This is a genomic window from Dyella sp. CR10 (assembly GCF_055814425.1).
Genome location: NZ_CP185986.1, coordinates 3,995,326 through 4,019,625 on the forward strand (window position 1 = coordinate 3,995,326; position 24,300 = coordinate 4,019,625).

Annotated in this window: 26 protein-coding genes; 10 read left to right on the forward strand and 16 right to left on the reverse strand. The window is 67.0% G+C overall.

The window, feature by feature from the left end; translation table 11 throughout:
* Nucleotides 1–43: 43 nt before the first annotated feature.
* The 7 genes from ACNR9O_RS18035 to ACNR9O_RS18065 form a co-directional block, all read right to left on the reverse strand.
* Nucleotides 44–319: a hypothetical protein gene (locus tag ACNR9O_RS18035; protein WP_473686276.1), complete on the reverse strand. Its 276-nt coding sequence runs from the start codon at nt 317–319 to the stop codon at nt 44–46.
* 29 nt (nt 320–348) lie between these two features.
* Nucleotides 349–915: a DUF924 family protein gene (locus ACNR9O_RS18040; protein WP_473686274.1), complete on the reverse strand. Its 567-nt coding sequence runs from the start codon at nt 913–915 to the stop codon at nt 349–351.
* 11 nt (nt 916–926) lie between these two features.
* On the reverse strand, nt 927–1,358 hold the full coding sequence (locus tag ACNR9O_RS18045) for a PA2169 family four-helix-bundle protein (RefSeq protein ID WP_473686272.1): 432 nt from the start codon (nt 1,356–1,358) through the stop codon (nt 927–929).
* Between the two features lie 160 nt (nt 1,359–1,518).
* Nucleotides 1,519–2,280, reverse strand: a complete 762-nt coding sequence (locus ACNR9O_RS18050) for a DUF2884 family protein (protein ID WP_473686270.1) — start codon at nt 2,278–2,280, stop codon at nt 1,519–1,521.
* A 74-nt stretch (nt 2,281–2,354) separates the two neighbouring features.
* Entirely contained in the window at nt 2,355–2,831 is a 477-nt protein-coding gene (locus ACNR9O_RS18055) for a hypothetical protein (RefSeq protein ID WP_473686268.1), read from the reverse strand.
* Nucleotides 2,831–3,382, reverse strand: a complete 552-nt coding sequence (locus ACNR9O_RS18060) for a peroxiredoxin (protein ID WP_473686266.1) — start codon at nt 3,380–3,382, stop codon at nt 2,831–2,833. The genes ACNR9O_RS18055 and ACNR9O_RS18060 overlap by 1 nt, the downstream gene beginning before the upstream one ends.
* A 94-nt stretch (nt 3,383–3,476) precedes the next feature.
* Nucleotides 3,477–3,929, reverse strand: coding sequence for a hypothetical protein (locus ACNR9O_RS18065; RefSeq protein WP_473686264.1), 453 nt, complete (start codon nt 3,927–3,929; stop codon nt 3,477–3,479).
* A 203-nt stretch (nt 3,930–4,132) separates the two neighbouring features.
* Here ACNR9O_RS18065 and ACNR9O_RS18070 point away from each other — a divergent pair, with 203 nt between their 5' ends.
* The 4 genes from ACNR9O_RS18070 (at nt 4,133) to ACNR9O_RS18085 (ending at nt 7,149) form a co-directional block, all read left to right on the forward strand.
* Nucleotides 4,133–4,534 carry a glycine zipper 2TM domain-containing protein gene (locus ACNR9O_RS18070; RefSeq protein ID WP_473686262.1) on the forward strand — a complete coding sequence of 134 codons (402 nt, stop codon included), beginning with the start codon at nt 4,133–4,135 and terminating at the stop codon, nt 4,532–4,534.
* Nucleotides 4,535–4,563: 29 nt separating this feature from the next.
* Complete coding sequence (locus ACNR9O_RS18075; RefSeq protein WP_473686260.1) at nt 4,564–4,980, forward strand: universal stress protein; 417 nt, start codon at nt 4,564–4,566, stop codon at nt 4,978–4,980.
* Between the two features lie 172 nt (nt 4,981–5,152).
* A complete protein-coding gene (locus ACNR9O_RS18080; RefSeq protein ID WP_473686258.1) occupies nt 5,153–5,974 on the forward strand; it encodes a ferritin-like domain-containing protein in 822 nt (273 codons plus the stop codon).
* 119 nt (nt 5,975–6,093) lie between these two features.
* Nucleotides 6,094–7,149 carry a serine hydrolase domain-containing protein gene (locus ACNR9O_RS18085; RefSeq protein WP_473686256.1) on the forward strand — a complete coding sequence of 352 codons (1,056 nt, stop codon included), beginning with the start codon at nt 6,094–6,096 and terminating at the stop codon, nt 7,147–7,149.
* Nucleotides 7,150–7,169: 20 nt separating this feature from the next.
* Here the strand turns inward: ACNR9O_RS18085 and ACNR9O_RS18090 are convergent, their stop codons facing one another.
* The 4 genes from ACNR9O_RS18090 to ACNR9O_RS18105 form a co-directional block, all read right to left on the reverse strand.
* Nucleotides 7,170–7,430: a hypothetical protein gene (locus tag ACNR9O_RS18090; protein ID WP_473686254.1), complete on the reverse strand. Its 261-nt coding sequence runs from the start codon at nt 7,428–7,430 to the stop codon at nt 7,170–7,172.
* Nucleotides 7,427–7,885 (reverse strand): DUF6491 family protein, encoded by a 459-nt coding sequence (locus tag ACNR9O_RS18095; protein ID WP_473686252.1) that lies wholly within the window; start codon nt 7,883–7,885, stop codon nt 7,427–7,429. The genes ACNR9O_RS18090 and ACNR9O_RS18095 overlap by 4 nt, the downstream gene beginning before the upstream one ends.
* A gap of 63 nt (nt 7,886–7,948) precedes the next feature.
* Complete coding sequence (locus tag ACNR9O_RS18100) at nt 7,949–8,680, reverse strand: hypothetical protein (protein WP_473686250.1); 732 nt, start codon at nt 8,678–8,680, stop codon at nt 7,949–7,951.
* Nucleotides 8,681–8,743: 63 nt separating this feature from the next.
* On the reverse strand, nt 8,744–9,649 hold the full coding sequence (locus ACNR9O_RS18105) for a LytTR family DNA-binding domain-containing protein (RefSeq protein WP_473700669.1): 906 nt from the start codon (nt 9,647–9,649) through the stop codon (nt 8,744–8,746).
* A gap of 121 nt (nt 9,650–9,770) precedes the next feature.
* Here ACNR9O_RS18105 and ACNR9O_RS18110 point away from each other — a divergent pair, with 121 nt between their 5' ends.
* Nucleotides 9,771–11,591 (forward strand): FAD-binding oxidoreductase, encoded by a 1,821-nt coding sequence (locus ACNR9O_RS18110; RefSeq protein ID WP_473686246.1) that lies wholly within the window; start codon nt 9,771–9,773, stop codon nt 11,589–11,591.
* Here ACNR9O_RS18110 and ACNR9O_RS18115 read toward each other — a convergent pair whose 3' ends face one another.
* Nucleotides 11,592–11,897 carry a DUF3247 family protein gene (locus ACNR9O_RS18115; protein WP_473686244.1) on the reverse strand — a complete coding sequence of 102 codons (306 nt, stop codon included), beginning with the start codon at nt 11,895–11,897 and terminating at the stop codon, nt 11,592–11,594. It abuts the gene before it with no gap.
* A gap of 147 nt (nt 11,898–12,044) precedes the next feature.
* Here ACNR9O_RS18115 and ACNR9O_RS18120 point away from each other — a divergent pair, with 147 nt between their 5' ends.
* The 3 genes from ACNR9O_RS18120 to ACNR9O_RS18130 all read left to right on the forward strand — a co-directional run bounded on the left by ACNR9O_RS18120 (nt 12,045) and on the right by ACNR9O_RS18130 (nt 14,486).
* Nucleotides 12,045–13,316 (forward strand): MFS transporter, encoded by a 1,272-nt coding sequence (locus tag ACNR9O_RS18120; protein ID WP_473686242.1) that lies wholly within the window; start codon nt 12,045–12,047, stop codon nt 13,314–13,316.
* A 66-nt stretch (nt 13,317–13,382) separates the two neighbouring features.
* A complete protein-coding gene (locus tag ACNR9O_RS18125; RefSeq protein WP_473686240.1) occupies nt 13,383–14,057 on the forward strand; it encodes a glutathione S-transferase family protein in 675 nt (224 codons plus the stop codon).
* Nucleotides 14,058–14,153: 96 nt separating this feature from the next.
* Complete coding sequence (locus tag ACNR9O_RS18130) at nt 14,154–14,486, forward strand: hypothetical protein (protein WP_473686238.1); 333 nt, start codon at nt 14,154–14,156, stop codon at nt 14,484–14,486.
* Between the two features lie 80 nt (nt 14,487–14,566).
* Here the strand turns inward: ACNR9O_RS18130 and aceE are convergent, their stop codons facing one another.
* The 4 genes from aceE to rsgA form a co-directional block, all read right to left on the reverse strand.
* Nucleotides 14,567–17,260, reverse strand: coding sequence for a pyruvate dehydrogenase (acetyl-transferring), homodimeric type (aceE, locus tag ACNR9O_RS18135; RefSeq protein WP_473686236.1), 2,694 nt, complete (start codon nt 17,258–17,260; stop codon nt 14,567–14,569).
* A 231-nt stretch (nt 17,261–17,491) separates the two neighbouring features.
* Nucleotides 17,492–19,774, reverse strand: a complete 2,283-nt coding sequence (locus tag ACNR9O_RS18140) for an NADP-dependent malic enzyme (protein WP_473686234.1) — start codon at nt 19,772–19,774, stop codon at nt 17,492–17,494.
* Between the two features lie 173 nt (nt 19,775–19,947).
* Nucleotides 19,948–21,219 carry a flavohemoglobin expression-modulating QEGLA motif protein gene (locus tag ACNR9O_RS18145; RefSeq protein ID WP_473686232.1) on the reverse strand — a complete coding sequence of 424 codons (1,272 nt, stop codon included), beginning with the start codon at nt 21,217–21,219 and terminating at the stop codon, nt 19,948–19,950.
* 26 nt (nt 21,220–21,245) lie between these two features.
* Nucleotides 21,246–22,301, reverse strand: coding sequence for a ribosome small subunit-dependent GTPase A (gene rsgA / locus ACNR9O_RS18150; RefSeq protein WP_473686230.1), 1,056 nt, complete (start codon nt 22,299–22,301; stop codon nt 21,246–21,248).
* Nucleotides 22,302–22,443: 142 nt separating this feature from the next.
* Here rsgA and ACNR9O_RS18155 point away from each other — a divergent pair, with 142 nt between their 5' ends.
* Nucleotides 22,444–23,685, forward strand: coding sequence for an aminotransferase class I/II-fold pyridoxal phosphate-dependent enzyme (locus ACNR9O_RS18155; RefSeq protein ID WP_473686228.1), 1,242 nt, complete (start codon nt 22,444–22,446; stop codon nt 23,683–23,685).
* Between the two features lie 6 nt (nt 23,686–23,691).
* The gene (locus ACNR9O_RS18160; protein ID WP_473686226.1) at nt 23,692–24,288 is read left to right on the forward strand and encodes an SGNH/GDSL hydrolase family protein; all 597 of its coding nucleotides are present in this window, start codon (nt 23,692–23,694) and stop codon (nt 24,286–24,288) included.
* Nucleotides 24,289–24,300 lie beyond the last annotated feature (12 nt).

Genomic DNA, 24,300 nt, shown 5'->3' on the forward strand with positions numbered 1-24,300 from the left:
CGGCGGCACGTAAGGGGAAGCCACCGCCGCGTGAGCGCCTCGGTCAGCGCTCGTGATCCTCGATCGAGCCCACCTTGCCGCCGACGACGGTAATGGTGGTGATGCGGCCATCCTGGCGCTGGAACTGCCAGCGCTCGCCGACATAGCCGCCGCGCTCGCTCTCGATCGGCTCCTTGAAGGACGGCTCGCCGAGCAGCTGGATGGCGCGGGTAGCGCTTTCGCCCGTGCTGAGCACCTGGCTGCCGACGCGCAGCGTACTGGCGGCGTGCGCGGCGAAGACGGCCAGCGCCAGGGCAACAAACAGAATCGCGCGATGCATGGTGGAACTCCTTTCCTGAAGACGTTCGATCAGAAACCGGCGCCGGGCTGGGTCAGATAGTGCGTCTCCTCCGGCGAGGAGGCACGGCCCAGCGCCGCGTTGCGATGGGGAAACCGGCCGAAACGCGCGATCACCGCCTGGTGGCGGCGCGCATAGTCGAGATAGTTCGCATACGGCGCGTGCCCAGGATAGCTATCGGACAGGCGACCGAACAGTTCCACGCAGCGCAGCTGCAATCCGGGGTGCTCGGCATGCTCCAGCGGCAGATAGGCGAAGACGCGGCGCTCAGGCGGTAATGCCTCATCGAAGCCGCGATCGATGCCGTCCAGCGCAATGCGCTGCGCCTTCGGGTCGCCATCGAAGGCGCGCGGGTCGTCGCGATAGAGATTGCGGCTGAACTGGTCCAGCACGATCAGCAGCGCCAGCCACCCGGCCGGCTCCAGAGACCAGTCGTCCAGTTCGCCGCGCGCTGCGCACGCATGCAGTTCCCCGAAGCGCTCGCGAATGGCCGTATCGAAGGCCTCGCTGCGTTCGAACCAGGACGCCTCGTGTGCCGGATGGAACCAGAAGGACAGCACGTCCTGCGCCGTGGGCATATCGCCGTCTCTCAGCCGTGGGTGGTACCGGCCAGACAATGCATGTCGCGGTGCATGCCGTAAAGACGGTCCAGCTGCCGCCCGAGCAGGGAATCCCGTCTGGCGTCCGGTTGTTTGCCGGCGCGCCGCAGGCAGCGCTCGAAACTGTGCAGCAGCCCGCATTCGTGCCGAGCCAGGCACTGCACCCAGGCAGCGTCCCGGTGCGCGGAAAACCGCGTGGAGAGGTCGGCCGCGACGATGCGCAGCGCACCCGCCATGGTGCCGTGCCCGGCGGGCTCGCCACTATTCGCACGGACCTGCGCCTGCAGGTCGGTGATCAGCGAATCGAGCGTCTGCAGGTTCTCGAAAAGCAGGATTTGCAGGGCAGGATCGCGCACCTGCTCCAGCGCCCGGCGATGCAGGTCGCGATCGTCGATGCCGCGACGGATCAGGGCGTTGTACAACGAGGAATCGGAATGCGACACGGCGACCGCCTCCGGGCGGTTCGAAACGAGCGGCAAGACAGGGCGGTTAGCGCTGCCGCTATGCTCGGACCCGCCTGCTTAGCCGAGCATTAATTTCGCCCGGCCCGGCTCGTCCACGCTCAGCTGCGGTTGACCGATGTCACTGGGCGATCTGCAGAAGGTTCAAAGTTTGTCCGTTGCCGCCGCGCACCCCCTGCTGCAACTCGGCGAGGCGCCGTATCGACGGGCACAGCGCCTGGATCTGCGGACGCAGGGCCTGCATGCGACGCTCCAGCCGAGGGCGCAGCTGCGTGGCCAGGTCGGCGCCACGGTCACGCAAGCTGGCCGCCGCCTGCATGTCGCCGCTCATCGCAGCCTGGATGGCCTGCTGGCCCAAGTCTCCGGCCAATACCGGTAGCAGATCGCCCGCCACCTGGCTGGCGTACTGGTCGGCCATGTCGCCCTGCCAGTCGTGCGTGCTGTTGCTGGCATCGATACGCTGCTTGAGTTCCGCTACGCGAGCGTCCAGGCGCTGGTTCAGCTCCGCCATCGACGATGCGCCGAGGCCGAGGTTGCCGGCCTCTTCCCGCATGGCCTGTGCCAGAAGGTCGACGCCGTTGCGTGCGACCGCCTTGGCGCGCGGCGCCAGCGCGCGCAGTTCGCGCTCGAACAAGGCCAGGCGGTCCTGGTCCTCGGCTCGCAGCGCTACTGCGGAGCCGTCGGTACGCAGCGAGCCGTCATGCAGTTCGACATGGAAAGGGGCCGGCTGCGGCCGGTCGAACAGCAGTTCCGACGAGCGCAGGGTGAGGTCGTAGCTGCTGCTGGCCTGGCAGGTCGTGGCGAGATCCTGCGCCCGCAAGGCGCAGCTGGCGCCTCCCAGTAAAATCAGCGAACAAAACAGAGGCAGGGACCGGCAGCGCATGCGACTTCCTCGGATAACGAAGCGCAGCGATAGCGCGCCGCCGGACAACCCGGGCTGAATCCGGACGCCGCCGATCAACGCCGGCGCGTGTGGAACTGGGCTGCCACCTCGGGCCGTCCCAGTCGCCAGGCCAGCCACAGCAGCACCGGTACGGCGACCGCCTTGATCCCGATGACCACCTGGTAGGTGCGGCGCGCGCGCTCCACCATCATCAGTGCGACTTCGCCCAACTGGGGCTGCGCCAGCGCCGCCTGGCGAGCTGCGTCGAATCGCTCGCGGTCCATCCACATCAGCACGCCGGTGTAGGCCGCCCAGCAGGCCAGCAGTACCGCGACCGCCCGCATGGCCTGCCGGGCCCATGCCTGCCGCAACACGCAGCCGGCGCAGACGACGATCACCGCCATGGCGGCGGCGAGGTAATCGAACCGCCCGAAACGCAGGTACTGCACCCCGCCGAACGCGGCCAGCAGAAGCAACAGCCACACCGCGATCGGCCACGCGGCGAACTCCGTACGGGAGCCCGCCGCGTCCTTGCGCACTTTCAACAGCATCAGGGAGCCTTGTCCGACTTGAACGAGGACAGGTCGGCCTGCACCTGGCTAGAGTTCTTCTCCGGATCGACATCCTGATAGACCTTGGCCACGTTGCCCTCCGGATCGATCAGGAAGGTCGTGCGCTTGGCGTACTGCATGCCCATCTTGGAGGTGAGCACGCCATAGGCGGCAGCGACCTTCTTGTCGCTATCGGCCAGCAGCGGAAACGGCACGTGATACTTGGCGGCGAACTCGGCGTGCGACTTCACGTCATCCAGACTCACGCCCACTACGTCGGCACCGGCCTTGCGCAGCTTGGCGACGTCATCGCGGAACGTGCACACCTGGGTGGTGCAGCCCGGCGTGAAGTCCTTCGGATAGAAGTACAGCACCAGCCAGCGGCCGTGGTGATCGGCCGGCGTATGCCACTTGCCGTTCTGGTCCTGCAGGTGGAAATCGGGCGCGGGCTGTCCCACCTGCGGGAGCGCCGACGGCGCGTCGGCGGCGAACGCCGGGGCGAACAGCCCGGCCAGCAAGGTCAACATCAGCAACAGAGCGGTACGGCGCATGACGACACTCCTGGGGAGGGGGAAACGGCCGAAGTGTACGCGCATGCACGACGAAGGGCGCCCTGAGGCGCCCTTCGCGAATGACGGCAAGGTCTTACGGCCGCTTGATGGTGAACTTGCCCACCGAAACGCCGAGGTTCACGCCCTCGCCCGTACCGGCCAGCGCCAACGAGGTGGTGCCCTTGGTCAGCACCTGCGCCTGGCCGCTCTTGACCACACCCGCCTCGGCACCAGCCTGCGCGTAGTCGCCGAACACGTCGTCGATAGAACGCACGTGGCTGATATCGCCCTTGCCGTCGTCGATGCGGTACTTGCCCGCGGTCAGCCCGCCGCCGATCACTTCGATCTTGACGTTGGCCTTCTGTCCGTTGTCGCAGGTGATCGTGCCGTTGCCTTCGGCATGTTTGTAGATGATCGACCAGCCGGAGAGGTTGAACCGCAGCTTGCAATCGACGTTCGCGTCGGCGGCCCGTGCGCTATCCGCCACGGCCATGCCGCCCGCCATCGCCAGCACCAGCGCCATCACTCCCATCGAACGCTTCATCATGATCGCTCTCCTTCTTCGGTAGGGTCATTGCCCGGCTGCCATCGTAGGCGCTGCCGCTGAACGGCCAGGAAAGCCGGGCGGTGACATTCAGCCTTGGGCATGGGGCGTGATCGCGGCGTCGAAGCGGCGTCGTTTTTGATGTGGCCGTAACAACTGGGCGCGCAAACTTGCGTCCACCACTACGGAACAAGGGAAGCGTCGTCATGAAACCGGGAATTGCGTTCGCCGTCGGTTTTTCCATGCTTCTCCTGGCGGGCGGTCCGGCTTATGCCGGGGGGCCGGCCAGCACCGGCAGCTCGGCCGGGACTCTCCTGGCGCAGAGCACCACGACCAAGAAGAAGGCCACTACCCAGCACAAGACACGTACCGTCTGCGAAGACGTCACCGTGCAGGACGAGCCAAAGGACAAGAACCAGATCGCCGGCATGGCGGTCGGCGCGGTGGCCGGCGGTCTCCTGGGCAATCAGGTCGGCGGCGGCAAGGGCCGTACCCTCGCTACCGTGGCAGGCGCCGTGGGCGGCGGCTATGCGGGCAAGAAGATCCAGGAAAACCAGCAGTCCAAGAACACGCACGTGGAACGCCGCTGCCGCCAAGTGACCGATTGAACGGCCGTCACCAAAGGGGGGATGACGCCATGATCAAGTATGCGCTGGTCGGCTATGACGGCTCCGCTTCGTCTCAGCGCGCGTTCCGCTTTGCGATCGGGCTCGCTCGCGCCTGCGGTGGCCGCGTCCGCGTGGTGAACGCGGTGAAGCTGGTGGAGGGCGCGGCCGACACCTGCGCCCTGGTGATGGCCGACGACGGTGCGCGGCGCGCCAACGAACTGATGGCCGAGCTGCGGGAAATGACGCCGGAGGCCGCAGGATGGTTCGACGTCGAGGTCGTCTCCGGCAGCCCCGGCGACATTCTGCTGGACCAGGTACGGCGGCACGGCATCGACCACGTGGTGATCGGTCACACGGAGCGTGGTGCGCTCGCGCGATGGCTGCTGGGCTCGGTATCCGACGACGTGCTGGCCCGCTCGCATGTGCCGGTCACAGTGGTGCGCTGAGGCGGGTGGATGAGCCGGCTCCGCCGCGGATAAAGCGGGTGAAAGACGGCGTTCGTTCAGTGTGGCCTTAGTCCCTCTGCGCGGTCTCGTCGTATGCTGTTGTCACAGAACAGTCATGCCAGGCCGGCGCGCGCCCCGCGCGGACGGCCCGGGCCCGCACAGGAAATCCCGCGTGAGCTACAACACCTCGTTGCCCTGGACTCTGGAAAGCCTGGACCTCGACCGCATCGAATTCGACCGCGTGCGCCACAACGAAGACCTGTTCTTCCTGCTGTGCAGCGCCTCCTTCGTCGAAAGCGGCTCCGATCTCTACACGCATAATCTCGTCGATCACTTCGCCGGCGACGAGGCGCTGCAGACCTGGCTCAGCCAGCATTGGGAACATGAGGAACTGCAGCACGGACGCGCGCTGGCCGCCTACGTCAGGAAGGTGTGGCCGGAGTTCGACTGGGAACGCGGCTTCCAATCGTTCTGGGACGAGTACGGCAAGGTGTGTACCGCCGACGAACTGGAGTCCAGCCGCGGCCTGGAGCTGGCCGCACGCTGCGTGGTGGAGACCGGCACGGCCAGCTTGTACCGCGCCCTCAACGACATCACCGACGAGCCGGTGCTCAAGCAGCTCACCAACCACATCAAGAGCGATGAAGTGCGCCACTACAAGCACTTCTACCAGCACTTCCGGCTGTACCGCGAACGCGAGGGCTTCGGCCGCTACAAGGTGTTCCGCGCCATCCTGCGCCGGGTCAACGAGATCAAGAGCGAAGACAGCGACATCGCGCTGCGCCACGTATTCAACCAGTGTTATCCGCAGCACAAGGACAACCAGGAAGAGTTCAAGCGCATCACCGGGCGCGCGCAGGCGCTGCTGCGCCGGAACATTCCGGCCGAGATGACGGTGAAGATGCTGCTCAAGCCATTGGATCTTCCTGCGCGCCTGCAGGACATCGTGGAAAAGCCGCTCGCCAAGATCACCGAGAAGCTGTTCCTGCATTGAAACTTTCCCCGCACTGATGCCGCACGGGCATGGCACCTCGCACGCCATGCCACCAGTCATGCGGCGAGCAAAACATCGCTGATGCATCCTGTTTCCCGATCCACACGGGGAATCGCGTCATGCTCCTTCGCATAATCGGCCTGCTGCTCGCCTGTGCCGCCTGTCAGGCCGCGCGCGCCAATGACTGCCCTGCACCGGACGTCCTGCGGCAGGCCGGCGTACCCGGCGCGGTGATCGTCGATATCGCCGGCAGCCATGTGTCGACCAGCAGCTGCGGCCTCGCCGACGTCAAGCGCCAGCGCGCGATGACGCCTCGTACGGTGTTCCAGGCCGCATCGCTCAGCAAGCCGGTATTCGCGATGCTGGCGCTCGATCTCGTGCGCGAAGGCAAGCTCGATCTGGATCAACCGATCGCCCGCTACTTGAAGTCGCCGTATCGCCACGACCAGAGCCCCATGGCCCCCGCACCGACCTGGGATACCGACGCCGATCCGCGCTTGGCCAAGGTCACCGCACGCATGGTGTTGAGCCATCGCGGCGGCATGCCTAACTGGGCTTTCGGCGAACCGCTTAAGTTCGTTGCCGAACCGGGAGCGCGCTGGAATTACTCCGGCGAAGGCTACGCGTATCTGGCCGCCGCGCTGGAGGCCATCACCGGCAAGCCGCTGCCGGCCCTGGCCGAGGAACACGTATTCAAGCCACTTGGCATGCGCGACAGCAGCTATGTATGGCGCGATGACTACGCCAACCGCCTTGCTACCGGTTACGACGCGAAGGAAAAAAGCATCGACGCCGCGCCGTTCCGACGCCCGATCGCCGCGGCGTCGGTCTACACCACGCCGGCGGACTATGCGCGCTTCGTGCAGGCGATGCTCGATGCCGCGCCTGGCTCGCCGCTGGCGCGCGAACGCGAAAGCCAGGTCGTGGTGAACGACAAGTACGCGCTGCACTGGGGCCTCGGCGTGGGACTGGAAAGGCAGGATGACGTCAGCTGCGCTTTCCACCACGGCATCAACGATGGCTACCAGTCGTTCTTCATGATCTGCCCGGCCCGCAAGCGCGGCATCCTGTGGTTTACCAACAGCGATAACGGCCTGAGCCTCGCTCCGGCCTTGCTGAAAGCACACCTGCCCGGCCCGCATCCGGTACTCGACTGGCCGGTGCTCCATCCCTAGGCAGGTATGTCAGCCAATCGCTACCGCTCAATCTCGGCATGCCGCTCGTGCCCGGTGTCCTGCGTTTCCGGCCAGTGGTACCAGTCGCGATGCGGCGAAAACCGCTTGCAGGCGAGGCAGGCGGTGATTTCCCACCGATAGCCGCAGCCGGGGCACATGCCGGCGGTCCAAAAGGTGTTCCATGTCGTGCCGCAGCCGCCCATGCGTGGCGAGCACTGCCAGCGGCTACTGCCCAGCGGCCGCCATTGGCAATGCGGGCAGTAGATTTGCGGCTCCTTCATGCGCCGGGCTTGTCGCTCGTCTGCGCCGGCCGGTCGGCGGCCTGGATCTTGCGCTGCTCGTGCTCGACGGCCTTGAGCTTGCCCAGGTCTACCGGACGGATCTCGCCGATGGTGCACGGGAAGTCGCTCCGTCCGGTGAGCACCTTGTCGAAGCGCACCTGCACCTCGCGCAGATTCGAGGTGAGGCCGATGACGTTGGTGAACTCCAGGTCCGGGCACGGCCCCATCACGCTGACGAGATAGGCCTCATTAGGCCGCGTATAGACGGCCAGCTGGCTATTGCCCAGCGGCTCCCATGAGTACAGCTCGAAGAAGCGGAAGCTGCGCACGGGTTCGCCCGCCGCGGCAGCGTAAGCGGATTGGCGTGCACTGATGCGCTCGGCATAGGGCACGCTGGCGCACGCGCTGAGCAACGCGGCGGCGGTAGCGATAGCAAAAAGACGCTTGGCGGACATGACCGATCCTCCGTGGAGGGGAGACTCGCACACCAACGCGCGACGGCGCACGGGGTGCACGCGTTACTTCTTCTTGCCGCCCTTGCTCACCGGCTGCCACTTCGCCGGATCGAAGCCACCGACTTCGTACACCAGCGTGAGCTTCTTCTCGCCGTCCTGCATGGTGACATCCATGGAAATCTTCTTGGCCTTCTCCAGCATCGCGATGAAGGCCTTGTCGTCGCGAATCATCAGCGCCGGCTCGCCGGTGCTCGGCGCGAACGCCTTGATGCCCGTCTCCTTGCCATCGACCACGGTCTTGAGCGTGCAGTTGGCCTTGCATACGAAGCCATGTTCGCCGCTGGCATAAAGGAAGGCGTTCTGTCCCCACTCGGTATGGCGGCGCAGCACCAGGCGCACGCGGTCGTTGCCGGACGGCTGGCTGCTGTAGATGGTGGCGGTGGACTGCGTGCCGCCGGCCATCGGCGACACCTGGTACAGCCACAGGCCCTGCAGGCGGTTGTTCTCGCTGGTTTCCTTCCAGCGCTTTTCCACCTCCGGCAGGGTCTGCTGCACTTCCTTGGCGGCATCGCTGTCCGGGTAGCGGCTGACGATCTCCTTGCCCATCGAGGTCGCCATCTCGTCGTTGTGGATGCGCAGCAGCTGGCGATAGGTGTCCAGCTTCTTGGCGGCCTCGTCGGCCTGGGCCTGGGCGGGCGCCTGCGCCGGCGCGGACTGATCGCCCGACGGCGAGCAGCCGGCGAGCACGAACAGAGCGGCCAGGGCGGCGGCGGAGCGAAGGCGCGTCGGGTTCATCGGCGGATATCCGTGGGTTGGAAAGGCTTAAGAGTGAAACGCCGCGCACAGGGGCGCAACCGCTCAGGCACCGGCCGGCGCCTCGCCGAAACGCTCGCGCAGCTGCGCACGATAGCGGCGGCTGCACGGCACGACGGCGCCGTCGCGCATGCGCAGGCGCGCCTCGCCGGCTTCCAGCGGCTCGATTTCGGCCAGGTAGTCCAGGTTGATCGCATAGCTGCGATGCACCCGGACGAAGCGGCGCGCGTCCAGGCGCTCCTCGATGCCGGCCATGGTGCTGCGCAGCGGATAATCACGACCGCGCACGTGCAGGTTGACGTAGTTGCCCGAGGCCTGCAGCCATTCGATCTCGCTGGCATTGACCAGGAATTCCTTGCCCAGCTTGCGCACCAGGAAACGCTCGGGTCGCTCCACCGGCTCCACCGGCGGGCCTTCGTCCGGCTCGGCCAGCAGGCGCGCCTCGCCCTGCCAGCGCATCAGCCACAGCCGCGACAGGCTGACCAGGGCGATGATGAGGAAATAGGTGCGGATGTCCTTCAGATACTCGTAGCCGAAGTTCGACCACCAGGCGCCGAAGTCGTAGTGGCGATCCATCGCGGCATACACCAGCCGGCGCAGGGCGACCATGCCGCCGACATGGATCAGGCTGAAGGGGATACTGGCCAGCAGGTGCCAGGGCAGGCTGGTGCGCCAGCTGTCGAGGCGGAAAGGCCAGCGGCGCTCGACCGCAAGCACGGCCGGAATCAGCGCGAGGATCAGCAGGCCGCTGCTCCATTCCCAGGTCCATGGCTCCCAGGCCGGCAGGTGCGGGTTGTCCATCCGCGCCACGACGGCGTTGACCACCGTGTTGAGCAGGGTGACCAGCACCCAGAACGCCCTCCCGAGCGGTCGGCGCCAGCGCTGGAAATCCTGATAGTCGAAGCCGGGCCGGATTTGCATGGCGGGCATTCTAAGCGCGCCGCCAGTCATCACCAGGGTCCGCCATTCGTCCCTTGCGCCCCGCCATCAATCACTTGGCGCTGGGATGCATGCCGCCAGCGTCACAGCATGCGGGGCATCCGGCGCCGCCGCGCCTTCCACGAGCCTCCCCATGAATCGCCGCGACCTGCTCAAAGCTTCCCTCGCCCTCCCGCTGCTGCCGCTGGCCCTTCGTGCCGGCGCGAGCTCACCGGCCAAAGCCCTCCATGCGCTGGCCGGCCCGTTGACGTTCCGCCGCGTCCGCCCCGGCCAGCCGGGCTGGCCTGCGGCGGCCCGATGGGACGAGCTGAGCCGGCAGGTGGGCGGCCGCCTGTTGCAGCCACGCTCGCCGTTCGCCGAGTGCCCCTCCGCCGCGTGCAATGAGGCGATGAAGCGCCTCGACAACCCGTTCGCCCTGGGCGACGACCCGGCGCTGACTCAGACCAGCGGCTGGGCCGATGCCTGGATCTCGCAGCCCAGTGCCTACGCCGTGGCCGCCGAGAGTGCGAGCGATGTCGCCGCCGCGGTGAACTTCGCCCGCCAGCACCGTCTGCGCCTGGTGGTCAAAGGCGGCGGCCACAGCTATCAGGGCACCTCGGAGGCGCCGGATTCGCTGCTGGTATGGACGCGCCCTATGAATCGGATCGAGCTGCACGACGCTTTCGTGCCGCAAGGCGCCATCGGCCGCGCCACGCCGTTGCCGGCGGTCAGCGTGCAATCCGGCGCGCTATGGATCGACGCCTATGACGCGGTCACCACCCAGGCCGGGCGCTACGTGCAAGGCGGCGGCTGCGCCACGGTGGGCGTCGCCGGCCTGATTCAGAGCGGCGGCTTCGGCAGCTTCTCCAAGGGCTTCGGCAGCGCCGCCGGCAATCTGCTGGAGGCGGAGATCGTTACCGCCGACGGCAAGGTGCGCGTGGTCAATGCGTACAACGACCCGGAACTGTTCTGGGGCATCAAGGGCGGTGGCGGCGGCAGCCTGGGCGTCATCACGCGACTGACCCTGCGCACCTTCGAACTGCCGGAGTTCTTCGGCGCGGCGATGGGGCGGATCCTCGCGTCCTCGCCCGAGGCCTATCGCACGCTGGTGCGCCGCTTCGTCGGCTTCTACCGCGAGGCACTGTTCAACCCGCACTGGGGTGAGCAGGTGAGCTTCCGCGACGGCAACGCGCTGCAGATCTCCATGGTGTTCCAAGGCCTGACCCAGGAGCAGGCACAGCAGACCTGGGAGCCCTTCCTGGCCTGGGTCAAGGCGCACCCCGAATACAGCATCGTCGAGCCGATCCACGCCATGGCCCTGCCCGCCCGCCATTTCTGGGACGCGGCATTCTTCCGCCGACACGCACCCCAGTACATCGTGCCGGACGACCGCCCCGGCGCCCCGGCGCACCACATGATCTGGCGCGGCGATCACGACCAGGTGGGCTGGTTCATCCATGGCTACCAGTCGGCCTGGATGCCTGCTTCGCTGTTGCAGCCCGGGCGACAGGACGCGCTTGCCGATGCGCTGTTCGACGCTTCCCAGCATTTCGACTACGCACTGCATTTCAACAAGGGCCTGGCCGGTGCGCCGGCCGATGCGATCGAACGTGCACGCGATACGGCGACGAACCCCGGCATGCTCGAAGCGTTCGCCTTGGCGATCTGCGCCGACGGCGGCGAGCCGGCATTCGTCGGCATGCCGGGGCGCAGCCCCGAACTGGCCAAGGCTCGCCAGCAGGCGCACAAGATCGACCAGGCCATGAAGGCTCTGCTGAAGGTCGCGCCCGATGCCGGCTCCTATGTCTCGGAAAGCGACTACTTCCTGCACGACTGGCAACAACGCTTCTGGGGCACCAACTATCCGCGACTGGCGGAGGCGAAGCGTCGCTACGATCCGGACGGCCTGTTCTTCGTGCGCCACGGCGTGGGCAGCGAAGGCTGGAGCGAGGATGGCTTCACGCGCCTGACCTGATCAGCACTCGCTGCCCAGCGTGGAGTCCAGGTGCTCCACGCGCGCGATCTCGTCCAGCCATATCCAGCGATGCCAGTCCGGTTCGCCGGGGCGCTCCAGGCACAGCTCGCCATTGATACCCTCGCGCTGCTCGCCGGGGTCGAGATAGAGCTGCACATTGGGGCGCTCCACGATCACGCCTTCGCAGCTCTCACCTCCCTTCAAGGCCAGGCGCACATGGCCGTTGGTCGGCAGCTCGCGTACCAGTGCTTCCAATGCCTGGATGCTGGCCGGATCGGTGTACACATGTTCGGCGGACCTGCCCATCGCCGTCGTCCTCCACGCCAGAACCTGCGATCACGCTATCGATGCGCGCGGCAAACCCGGGTCAAATCGACGGCACGACGGCGTCAAGCGCGCCGACGATGCCGCACTGCCGCGGATTACAATGCACGCTCTCCGGCAAGGACTCCCATGTCGACCCCCATCTCGTCCGCCGCGCTGCTGCGGCAACATCCGGCGTTCGTGCAATTCTGGTTCGCGCGCATCGCTTCCAGCTTCGGCTTCCAGATGCTTTCCGTGGCGGTGGGCTGGCAGATCTACGAGATCACCGGACGCGCCTTCGACCTGGGCTTGATCGGCCTGGTGCAATTCCTTCCCTCGGTGGTGCTGGCCCTGCCCGCAGGACACGTGGCGGATCAGTTCGAGCGTCGCCGCATCGTGCTGCTCGGGCAGCTCGTCGATCTGGCCGCCATCGTCGTGCTCGCCGCCTTGAGCCTGCTGCATGCCGCGCACGAGGCCGGCATCCTGGCCCTGGTGTTCGTGATCGGCGTCGCCAAGGCCTTCGAATTTCCCGCCATGCAATCCATGCTCCCGGCTCTGGTGCCGCCGGAGCTTCTGGCCCGCGCCATGGCGGTGAACGGCTCGGCCGGCCAGGCGGCGATGATCATGGGTCCGGCGCTGGGCGGTCTGCTGTATATCGCGGGCCCCGGCGTGGTGTATGTGGTCTGCGCGGCGCTTTACCTCGCTTCCGTCGTCCTCATGCATCGGCTGCGTTACGAGCAGGCACAACCGAAACGCGAGCCGGCCACGTTGAAGACGCTATTCGCCGGCGTGCACTTCATTCGCGCACGACCGGACGTGCTCGGCGTGATTTCGCTGGATCTGTTCGCCGTGCTGCTGGGCGGCGCCACCGCGCTCCTGCCGATCTTCGCCAAGGATGTGCTCCATACGGGGCCATGGGGGCTGGGCCTGCTCCGCGCCGCGCCAGCGGTGGGCGCGCTGCTGATGTCGCTTTGGCTCGCACGGCACAGCCTCGAACGCCGCGTAGGCTCGATCATGTTCGCCTCGGTGGCGGGCTTCGGCGTGGCGACGCTGGTCTTCGCGCTGTCGACGCAGCTGTGGCTGTCGCTGGCGGCGCTGTTCGCGCTGGGCGCGTTCGACATGGTCAGCATGTTGATTCGTGGCGCGCTCGTGCAGCTGGATACGCCGGACGACATGCGCGGGCGCGTCAGCGCCGTCAATGCGATCTTCATCAATACCTCCAACCAGCTGGGCGAGTTCGAATCCGGCCTGCTGGCCGCCTGGGTGGGCGCGATCCACGCAACGCTGATCGGCGGCGTGGGCACACTGATCGTGGTGGGGCTATGGATGTGGATGTTCCCGACCCTGCGCCGCCGCCAACGCCTGCATGCCGAACCGGGCGAACCCGGCGAACTGAGCGAACCGGCGGCCGATACGCTGTAAAGGCGCGTCGATACGATCCAGATGCCCGGTCTGCCCGGCCGCGGGCGCCCATCGGAAGGAAGTCCCATGATCGTCGTCCATCACCTCGACAACTCTCGCTCGCAACGCATCCTCTGGCTGCTGGAAGAACTGCAGCTTCCCTACGAAATCAAGCACTACACGCGCGATCCACGGACGCTGCTGGCACCGCCCGAACTGCGTCGCGTGCACCCGCTGGGCAAGTCGCCGGTCGTCAGCGATGGCGAACAGGTGCTGGCCGAATCCGGCGCGATCATCGAGTACCTGGCCGATCGCTACGGCGGCGGGCTCCTGCTGCCGGCGCCGGGCACGCCGGAGCGGCTGCGCTGCACGTATTGGCTGCACTATGCCGAGGGCTCGGCGATGCCGCCGCTGCTGTTGAAGCTGGTGTTCGCGCGGCTGCAGCACAGCCCCGCGCCGTTTTTCATCAGGCCGCTGCTGCGGACCATCTCGGCCAAAGTGCAGCGCACCTTTGTGGATCCGCAGCTGAAGACGCACCTGGCTTACCTGGAAGCCGAGCTTGGCAAGTCGCCATGGTTCGGCGGCGAGCAATTCAGCGTGGCCGATATCCAGATGAGTTTCCCGCTGGAGGCCGCCGCATCCCGCGCAGGCTTGAACGCCCAGGCGCATCCACACCTGTGGGACTTCCTGCAACGCATCCATGCCCGCCCCGCCTATCGGCGGGCGATCGAACGCGGCGGCGCTTACGCGATGGTGCAATGACGCCGCTCCACCGGTAACTGAATCGTGACAGTGCTATTTACGCGTCGCTCACGGTCACGCTGGCATGTTTTCACCCTGGCTGAAAGGAGACAGGACATGGGTCGGAACCGCGATATCGAGAACACGTTCAACGGCCTCGGCGAGCAGGTCCGGGAACGGGCGCGCCATTACGCCGACGTGGCCGGTGATCACGCCGATGGGCTGATCGAGCGCGGCCGGGACATGCGGCGGCGCTTCGGACGCCAGAAAGTCGATTACGCCAAGCGCCTGTCGCACGCCGCCGAGGACTTCGCGGACGAGGCCAACTATCAGTATCGCCGCCTGCGCCGCCAGGTGAGCCGCCATCCGGTGGCGACCGCGGCGATCGTCGCGGGCACGATCGGCGCTTTCCTGCTGCTGCGCCGTGCATTCCGCAGTGACGAGGACTGAGTTCTCCGCAACGGCGCATCGGACGTCGAGACGTCCATACAAGAAACCCGCCTTTCGGCGGGTTTCTTGTTTCTCGTCCATCAGACGTATAGCGGATTCGGCTTGTCGGAATCGAGCTTGTATTCCTTCATCGCGCGCGCGACGTCCTTGGGGTTGACCTTGCCTTCCTTCGCCAGCGCGGACAACGCCGCCTGCGCGATCCAGTAGCGATCGACTTCGAAGAAGCCACGCAGATGCTCGCGCGTGTCCGAACGGCCGAAGCCGTCGGTGCCCAGCACCGTGTAGCGCATGCCGTCGGGCATGAAGGCACGGATCTGGTCGGCGAACTCGCGCACGTAGTCCGTGGCGGCGACGGCCGGGCCCTGACGGCCTTGCAGCAGCGCGGTCACGTGCGGGACGCGCTGTTCCGCTTCCGGATGCAGGCGGTTCCACCGCTCGGCGTCGAAGCCGTCGCGGCGCACTTCGCTGAAGCTCGGCACCGACCAGATGTCGGCGGTGACGCCGAAATCCTTCTCCAGCAGTTCGGCGGCGGCGATCACTTCGCGCAGGATGGTGCCCGAACCCAGCAGCTGCACGCGCGGCTCGCCCTTCTTCGGCTTGCCGGCATCCTTGAACAGGTACATGCCCTTGATGATGTGTTCTTCCACGCCCGCCGGCAGATCCGGATGGCTGTAGTTCTCATTCATCACGGTGATGTAGTAGTACACGTCCTCCTGCTCCTGGAGCATGCGGCGCGTACCGTCCTGCATGATGACCGCCACTTCGTAGGAGAAGGTCGGGTCGTACGACTTCACGTTCGGGATCGCGCCGGACATCAGGTGCGAGCTGCCGTCCTCGTGCTGCAGGCCCTCGCCGTTGAGCGTGGTGCGGCCGGAGGTACCGCCGATCAGGAAGCCGCGCGCGCGCATGTCGCCGGCCGCCCAGGCCAGGTCGCCGATGCGCTGGAAGCCGAACATCGAGTAGTAGATGAAGAACGGCAGCATCGGCACGTTGCTGATGCTGTAGCTGGTCGCCGCGGCCATCCAGGCGGCCATGCCGCCGGCCTCGGAAATGCCTTCCTGCAGCACTTGGCCCTTCTGGTCTTCGCGGTAGTACAGCAGCTGGTCGGCGTCCTGCGGACGGTATTTCTGGCCGAACGGCGCATAGATGCCGATCTGGCGGAACATGCCCTCCATGCCGAACGTACGCGCCTCGTCGGCCACGATCGGCACGATGCGCTCGCCGATCTGCTTGTCGCGCAGCAGCAGGTTCATGCCGCGCACCAGCGCCATGGTGGTCGAGATCTCGCGCTCGCCGGTGCCCTTGGTGATCTGCTCGAACGCCGACAGCTCCGGCGCCTTCAGCTTCACGTCCGAAGTGCGGCGGCGCTGCGGCAGCGAACCGCCCAGCGCACGGCGGCGCTCGAGCATGTACTGCACTTCCTCAGAGTCCTTGCCGGGGTGGTAGTACGGCACATCCTTGAGCTTGTCGTCCGACACCGGAATGTTGAAACGGTCGCGGAAGTGGCGCACGGCCTCGTCGTCCAGCTTCTTCTGCTGGTGGGTCGGGTTCTGCGACTCGCCGGCCGCGCCCATGCCGTAGCCCTTCACCGTCTTGGCCAGGATCACCGTGGGCATGCCCTTGGTGTTCACCGCCTGGTGGTAGGCCGCATAGACCTTGTGCGGATCATGGCCACCGCGGTTGAGGCGCCAGATGTCGTCGTCACTGAGGTTGGCGACCATCTCGCGCGTCTCCGGATACTTGCCGAAGAAATGCTCGCGCGTGTACGCGCCGCCGAAGGCCTTGCAGGCCTGGTATTCGCCGTCGATGGTTTCCATCATCAGCTTGCGCAGCACGCCGTCCTTGTCGCGCGCCAGGAGCGGATCCCAGTAGCTGCCCCAGATCACCTTGATGGCATTCCAGCCGGCACCGCGGAACACGCCCTCCAGCTCCTGGATGATCTTGCCGTTGCCGCGCACCGGACCGTCCAGGCGCTGCAGGTTGCAGTTGATCACGAACACCAGGTTGTCCAGGCCCTCGCGGCCGGCCAGCGAAATGGCGCCGAGCGACTCCGGCTCGTCCGTCTCGCCGTCGCCCATGAAGCACCAGATCTTCCGGTCGGACTTCGGGATCAGGCCGCGGTGCTCCAGGTACTTCCAGAACTGCGCCTGATAGATCGCCTGGATCGGACCCAGGCCCATCGACACGGTCGGCACCTGCCAGTAGTCCGGCATCAGCCAGGGATGCGGATAGGAGGACAGGCCGCGGCCCTTGCCGGCCACTTCCATGCGGAACAAGTCGAGCTGGTCCTCGCCGATGCGGCCTTCCAGGAAGGAGCGCGCATAGATGCCCGGGCTGGAATGACCCTGGTGGAATACCAGGTCGCCCGGATGGTCGGCGCTCGGGGCGCGCCAGAAATGGTTGAAGCCCACGTCGTACAGCGTGGCCGAGGAGGCGAAGCTGGCGATATGACCGCCCAGCTCGCCCGGCTTGCGATTGGCGCGCACCACCATCGCCATCGCGTTCCAGCGGACCAGGGTGCGGATGCGCCATTCGATCGCGGCGTCGCCCGGGCTCTTGGCTTCGCGGCTGGCCGGGATGGTGTTGACGTATTCGGTAGTCGGATCGAACGGCAGGTAGCCGCCGGCACGACGGGTCGAGTCGACCATCTTCTCCAGCAGGTAATGCGCGCGCTCGGTGCCGTCATGGTTGATGACCGCATTGAGCGAATCGACCCATTCCTGGGTTTCGGTGGGGTCGAGGTCCTGATGGACGATATCGTCGAGCTGATCCATGGGGAGTCTTCTCTCCGCGACGCCGGGAACCGGCGCGGCTGCAGGTGGCGCATCGGGGATGCGGGGAACCGGCCGAGTTTAGCTCCGGCGGGGTCTGGCCGCCAATTCGACCCACGTCGATACGGCGCCGAATGGGGCTTCGGGCGGTTTAGAAATGGCAAAAAAGAACCGGCGGTCGCCCGCCGGTTCTCGTCATCCGCTCTGGCACCCGCGGATCGGGCGCCTGGTGGCTCAGCGCGCCATCTGACCGCGGATCTGCGCATCCACCGCGGCGATCGCCGTCATGTTGACCACGCGGCGCGGCGTCGATGCCGGCGTCAGGATGTGGGCCGGCTTGTCGATACCCATCAGGATCGGGCCGATGGCCACGCCGTCGGTCATTACGCGCACCATGTTGTAGGTGATGTTGGCCGCATCGAGGTTGGGCATCACGAACAGATTGGCGCGGCCGGTCAGCGTGGTGTGGGGGAACATGCGCGTGCGCAGCCCTTCGTCCCATGCCGTGTCCGCCTGCATTTCGCCGTCCATTTCCAGCTTCGGCAGGCGCGACTTCAGCAGCTCGTAGACCTTGCGCATCTTCGCCGCGCTGGGGTTGTCGTGGCTGCCATAGTTGGAATGCGACAACAGCGCCACCTTCGGCTCGATGCCGAACAGCTTGAGGCGATAGCTGGCCTGCAGGGTGGCCTCGGCGATCTGCTCGGCCGTGGGATCGACCTGCACATGCGTATCGAGGAAGAACCATGCGCCCTGATCGTTGATCACGCCGGTCATGGCTGAGGTGCACTGCACACCAGGATCGAGACCGAACACGCTGCGCATGTAACCGAGCTTCTTGTGGAAACGACCCACCAAGCCGCAGATCATCGCATCGGCTTCGCCGCGCTCGACCATCAGCGAAGCGATGAGCGTGGGCCGCGAGCGCAGCAGGTTCTTGGCCGCCGCCGGCGACACGCCGCGACGCTCGGTCAGGGCGTGATACTGCTGCCAGTAATCGTTGAAGCGCGGATCGTCGTCGATGTTGGTCATCTCGAAATCCACGCCGACCTTCATGCGCAGGCCCAGGCGCTGGATGCGCGTCTCGATCACGCTCGGGCGGCCGATCAGGATCGGGAACGCGAGGCGCTCGTCGATTACCGTCTGCACCGCGCGCAGCACGGTTTCCTCTTCGCCTTCCGCATAGACCACGCGCTTGCGGTCGGCACGGGCGCGCTCGTACACCGGCTTCATCAGCAGGCCGGTGCGGTAGATGAACTGACCGAGTTTTTCCTTGTACGCGTCCATGTCGTGGATCGGTCGCGTGGCCACGCCCGAATCCATCGCCGCCTGCGCCACCGCCGGCGCCAGCATTACCAGCAGGCGCGGATCGAACGGGCGCGGGATCAGGTATTCGTCACCGAAGGTCGGCACGTCGCCGCCGTAGGCACTGGCCAGGTCGCCGGCTTCCATGCGCGCCAGCTCGGCGATGGCGCGCACGCAGGCGAGCTTCATCGCTTCGTTGATGCCAGTGGCGCCTACGTCCAGCGCGCCGCGGAAGATGTAGGGGAAGCACAGCGCATTGTTGACCTGGTTCGGATAGTCCGAACGGCCGGTGGCAATGATGCAATCCGGACGGACCTTCTTGGCGTCTTCCGGGAGGATCTCGGGATTAGGGTTGGCCAGGGCCAGGATGATCGGCTGGCGCGCCATCGTGGCGACCATCTCCGGCTTGAGCACGCCGCCGGCCGAAAGGCCCAGGAAGATGTCTGCGCCATCGACGATCTCGGCCAGCGTGCGCGCCTTGGTGTCGCGCGCGTAACGCTGCTTGTCCGGATCCATCTGGTCGCGGCCGGTGTACAGCACGCCCTCGCGGTCGTAGGCGAGGATGTGCTCGGGCTTCAGACCCAGCGCCACCAACATGTCCAGGCAGGCGATGCCGGCTGCGCCGGCGCCGGCCGTGGCCAGCTTCACGTCCTCGATTTTCTTTCCCACCACTTCCAGTGCGTTGAGCACGGCGGCGCCGACGATGATGGCGGTGCCGTGCTGGTCGTCGTGGAATACCGGGATCTTCATGCGCTCGCGCAGCTTGCGCTCCACGATGAAGCACTCCGGCGCCTTGATGTCTTCCAGGTTGATGCCGCCGAAGGTCGGCTCCAGGCTGGCGATGATGTCCACCAGCTTGTCCGGATCGCGCTCGTCGATCTCGATGTCGAACACGTCGATGCCGGCGAATTTCTGAAACAGCACGCCCTTGCCTTCCATCACCGGCTTGCCGGCCAGCGGGCCGATGTCGCCCAGGCCCAGCACGGCCGTGCCGTTGGTGATCACCGCGACCAGGTTGCCGCGCGCGGTCATCTCGCTGGCGGCTTGCGCATCTTCCACGATGGCTTCGCAGGCATAGGCCACGCCGGGCGAATAGGCCAGCGACAGGTCGCGCTGAGTGACCATGGCCTTGGTGGCGGAAACCTTGATTTTGCCGGGGCGCGGCAGGCGGTGGTATTCGAGAGCGGCGAGGCGAAGTTCTTCGGGGAGGGCCATGGGTGCGCGATCGCTGAAGGTGCGGAGGGAATGGAGTGCCGCTTCCGGCGGCATCGCGGCATGGTAGCACCGCGCCGACGCCGTTCCCCGCCGCGATGCGCAAGAACGCACGCGTATGGCTTGCGCGGACGTGCGGCATAAAGCCGCTCATCCACGCGACTAGCCGGAATGTATTAGAGGCTCAGCGACAGGCTTTCCGCCTGCACCCGCCCCATATGGATGCGGTTGACGAACAGAGAGAACGCCAGCTTCCCCGCCAGCCCGTGCACGTGCTGCATCCACGGCGGCAGCCAGCGCGGCGGCGCGATGGCGCCGCTCTCGAAATGCGGTTCGAGGCTGATCACGTCGTGCAACGCCAGCTTGCCGGCGAACAGGCGCTTGAGCATGTCCATGCGCCGCTGCTTGAGCGCCCAGCGGAAGAATGTGTGCACCGTGAGCAGCCCGCTCAGGTACACGTTGTCCTTGGCGAATGCTGCGCCACCGCCCAGCGGCACGCCGCGGAACACGCGCTGCGCCGAGTGGAAGCTGTCGAACGTGTTCTGCCCGCAGCTGGCGAAGTACTTGTAGACCTCGACGAAATCCGCGCCGTTGAGCGCCATATCGATGGCCAGGATGCGCAGGCTGATGCGCTTGAGGCGCGCGATGTCGATGGCGCCGGACATCAGTTCGGCGAACACCGCCAGCCCCTCCTGCGTCGCGGTGACCCGCGGCGAGGTGCGGGCGAGCGAGGCGAGTACCGGCTGCGCGCGGCCGTTGAGCGCGGTCAGCGAGTGTACGTAGGCCTCGTGCGCCAGCAGCTGATGGCGATCGTACTCGCTGAAGGTCGTGCCGCCGCGCAGGCGGATGCGGGTGGCGCCAGCCGCGGCCTTGGCGGTGAGTTCGTCGTCCACTTCCACGTGGATGACACCGCTGCCGAAAAACTCATCCAGCGTCTTGGACAGGTCGGCACGCAGTACGTCGGCCTGGATGTCGTTGGCGATGTCGTCGGCCAGCAGATCCGAGCCCAGTTCGTCCGACAGCTCCACGAAATAGCGCGCGGCATCGAGATTGCTGCGATCGCTGCCGGGAATCGGATCGCCGGGCCGGCCATACAGCACGATCGACGGCGCGGTGACCGCGTCGGTGCCCACGGCCTCCAGCATCTCGGCAGCAATGCGCCACGACTCGGCGGTGCGGCACAGATACTCGCCCATCGGATCGTCGTGGCCCGCCTCGCGCTCGATCGCGGCCAGCTCGGCGCGCGCCTCGGAGAGGTCCGGGCGCGTGTAGTCGATCGTCGGCAGGCTGTAGTCGCCCTTGGCGAACGCGCCGATCAGGCGGTTCTCCACGGTGGCCGGCCACGCCACGGTAGGCAGGATGCGGATGCCCTTCACCGCCGCCAGCAGGCGCTGATCCAGTTCGGCGTAGCGTTGCAGGGAGGGCGCGAGCGGTGCGGTGGCGTTCATGGCTGGCTCCTGACCCGGTGGCTCGATCATTCGCGGTCGCGCATGCCGCGCGGCCCATGGGGCTTGGTCGACGGCCTTCCCCCACGCTGGCGGCGCAGGCGCGCCTCCAGCGTGGCCGCCTGTTCCTCACGCTCGTCGCGCAGCTTCAGATAGTTGCGCCAGCGCTCGGCCGACAGGTCGCCGCTGTCCAGCGCCGCCTGCACGGCGCAGCCCGGCTCGCTGCCGTGGCCGCAATCGGCGAAGCGGCATTGCTCGGCCAGCGCGTCGATGTCGGCGAACAGGTCGAGGTTCTCGTCGCCGGTGAGCTTGAGCTCACGCATTCCCGGCGTATCGATCAGACAGCCGCCGCTGGGTAGCTGCAGCAGCGCACGGTGGGTGGTGGTGTGGCGGCCGCGACTGTCGTGCGCGCGCACCTCGCCGGTGGCCATGCGCGCCGTGCCGAGCAAGGTATTGGTCAGCGTGGACTTGCCGGCGCCGGAAGAACCCACCAGCACCGCGCTGTCGCCCGGCTGTAGGTAGCGCGCGAGCGTCGCCACGCTGGCCGGATCCTTGCCGTTGATGGCGTGGATCGGCACACCGGCCGGCAGCCGCGCGCGCAGGGTCTCGACCAGTTCGTCGGCGTCTTCGCGGATATCCAGCTTGCTCAGCAGCACGACAGCCTGGGCCCCGGAATCCTCGGTAAGCGAGAGATAGCGCTCGATGCGGGCCGGGTTGAAATCGCCGTCCAGCCCCGTCAGCACCAGCACGTAATCGATATTGGTGGCGATGATCTGCCGCTCATAGCGCTCGCCCGCGGCGGCACGCGACAGCACCGTGCGGCGCGGAAGCACCTTGACGATATGCGGCGGCGAGCCAGGCTCCAGCTCTACGAAATCGCCCACGGCGGGGCGTTCGGACGGGTCGAGGCTGCGCTTGAGGAAGTGGCCCGCCGGCTGGGCGCCGAACAGCGCAACACCGTCGTGCAGTTCGTAGCCTGCCCGGTGCTGGGCCACCACGCGGGCGAGCCGCAGCTGGCCTTGCGGCAGGGCGTCGCCGCGCCAGCCGACGCGGCGCAGGCGTTCGATGGTCTCGGCCGGGGTCATGACGGGCGATTATGCCCTGCCTGCACGCCGCCCGGAATCAGGCCTGGCCTCGCCTCGCACGCCCAGGCAGGCGCTGCTAGCATGCGGTCACACCCCAAAGACGCCGCCACGCGCGGCGCCAGGCATAGCAAGGATCCCGACGTTGGCCTCGATCAAACCCAGTGCGCACCTGGCGGAAGTGCGCTATGAAATCCGTGGCGCGCTCACCCGGCGTTCGCGCGAACTGGAGGCCGCCGGCCTGCCGATCATCAAGCTCAACATCGGCAACCCGGGCCGCTATGGGTTCGAGACTCCCGCCCACCTGCGCGATGCCATCGCCGCCCATCTGCGCGATAGCGAAGCCTATGGACACGAACAGGGCCTGGAAGAAGCACGCGAAGTGATCGCCACCCAGCAGCGCGCCCGCGGCGCCCGCGGCGTGGATGTGGAGCGCGTCTTCGTCGGCAACGGCGTGAGCGAGCTGATCGACCTCAGCCTGCGCGCCCTGCTGCAACCGGGTGACGAGGTGCTGCTGCCCAGCCCGGACTATCCGCTGTGGAGCGCCGCCACCATCCTCAATGACGGCAAGCCGCGTTACTACCGTTGCCTGGCGGAGAGCGGCCACCTGCCCGATCCGGACGAGATCGAGGCACTGGTCACGCCCCACACGCGCGCGATCGTGCTGATCAACCCGAACAACCCGACCGGGGCCGTTTACCCGCGCGAGCTGCTGGAGCGCATCGTGCGCATCGCCGAGCGCCATCACCTGCTGCTGCTCAGCGATGAGATCTACGACGAGATCCTGTACGACGGCGCACAGTTCGAGCCATTGGCCAAGGTGGCCGGCGATGTTCCCTGCGTGAGCTTCGGCGGCCTGAGCAAGGTGCACCGCGCCTGCGGCTACCGCGTAGGCTGGATGAGCCTGTCCGGCGACCCGGCGCGCACGACGGAATACCGCGACGCGTTGCAGCTGCTCGCCGCGCTGCGCCTGTGCGCCAATGTTACCGCGCAGTGGGCGGTACGTCCGGCGCTGGAAAGCAAGCCGACGATCGGCGCGCTCACCGGCCTGGGCGGCCGCCTGCACGAGGCGCGCCGGATGATCGTCGAAGGCGTGGGCGCCAGTGCCTTCCTCGACCTGGTCGCGCCCGGCGGCGCGCTGTACGCCTTCCCGCGCGTGCGCGCCGACCGTTTGCCGCGTTTCGACGACAACGCCTTCGCGCTGCGCCTGCTCGAGGAGGAGTCGGTGCTGGTCGTGCCGGGCAGCAGCTTCAACGTGCCGGAAAGCCGCCACCTTCGCCTCACCCTGTTGCCGCCGCCGGAGCAGCTGCGCGAAGTGTTCGTACGCATCGAACGCGTGCTGGCGCGCATGGCCGACGAGCAGCTCAAGACGCGCGCGGTCGCCTGACCTTCCATGTCGAGCTATCTCGCGCTGGGCGATTCCTACACGATCGGCGAAGGCGTCCCCGCCGAGGGACGCTGGCCGATGCGCCTGGCCGCCGGCCTGCGCGCGCAGGGCGTATCGCTGGCCGATCCGACCATCCTCGCCACCACGGGCTGGACTACCGACGAGCTGCGGGCGGCGATGGACGGCGCTTCGTTCGCGCCGCCTTACGGACTGGTCAGCCTGCTCATCGGCGTCAACAACCAATACCGGGGCCGCGCCGCGGACGAGTACCGCGGCGAGTTTCGCCGCCTGCTCGAACGCGCGACCGCCTTGGCCGGCGAGCGGGCCGACCGGGTGCTGGTGCTGTCGATCCCCGACTGGGGCGTCACGCCGTTTGCCCACGACAGCGGTCGCGATACGACCCGCATCGCCGCCGAACTGGATGCCTATAACCAGATCGCCCGCGAGGAAAGCGGGCACGCCGGCGCCGCCTTCGTCGACATCGCGCCGATTTCCCGCGCCCATCCCGCGCTGCTCGCCGACGACGGGCTGCATCCCTCTGCCGCGCAGTATCGGCTTTGGGCAGAAGCGGCCCTGCCGGTCGCCCGCCGTTTGCTCGCCTGAGCGTCCCGCGCC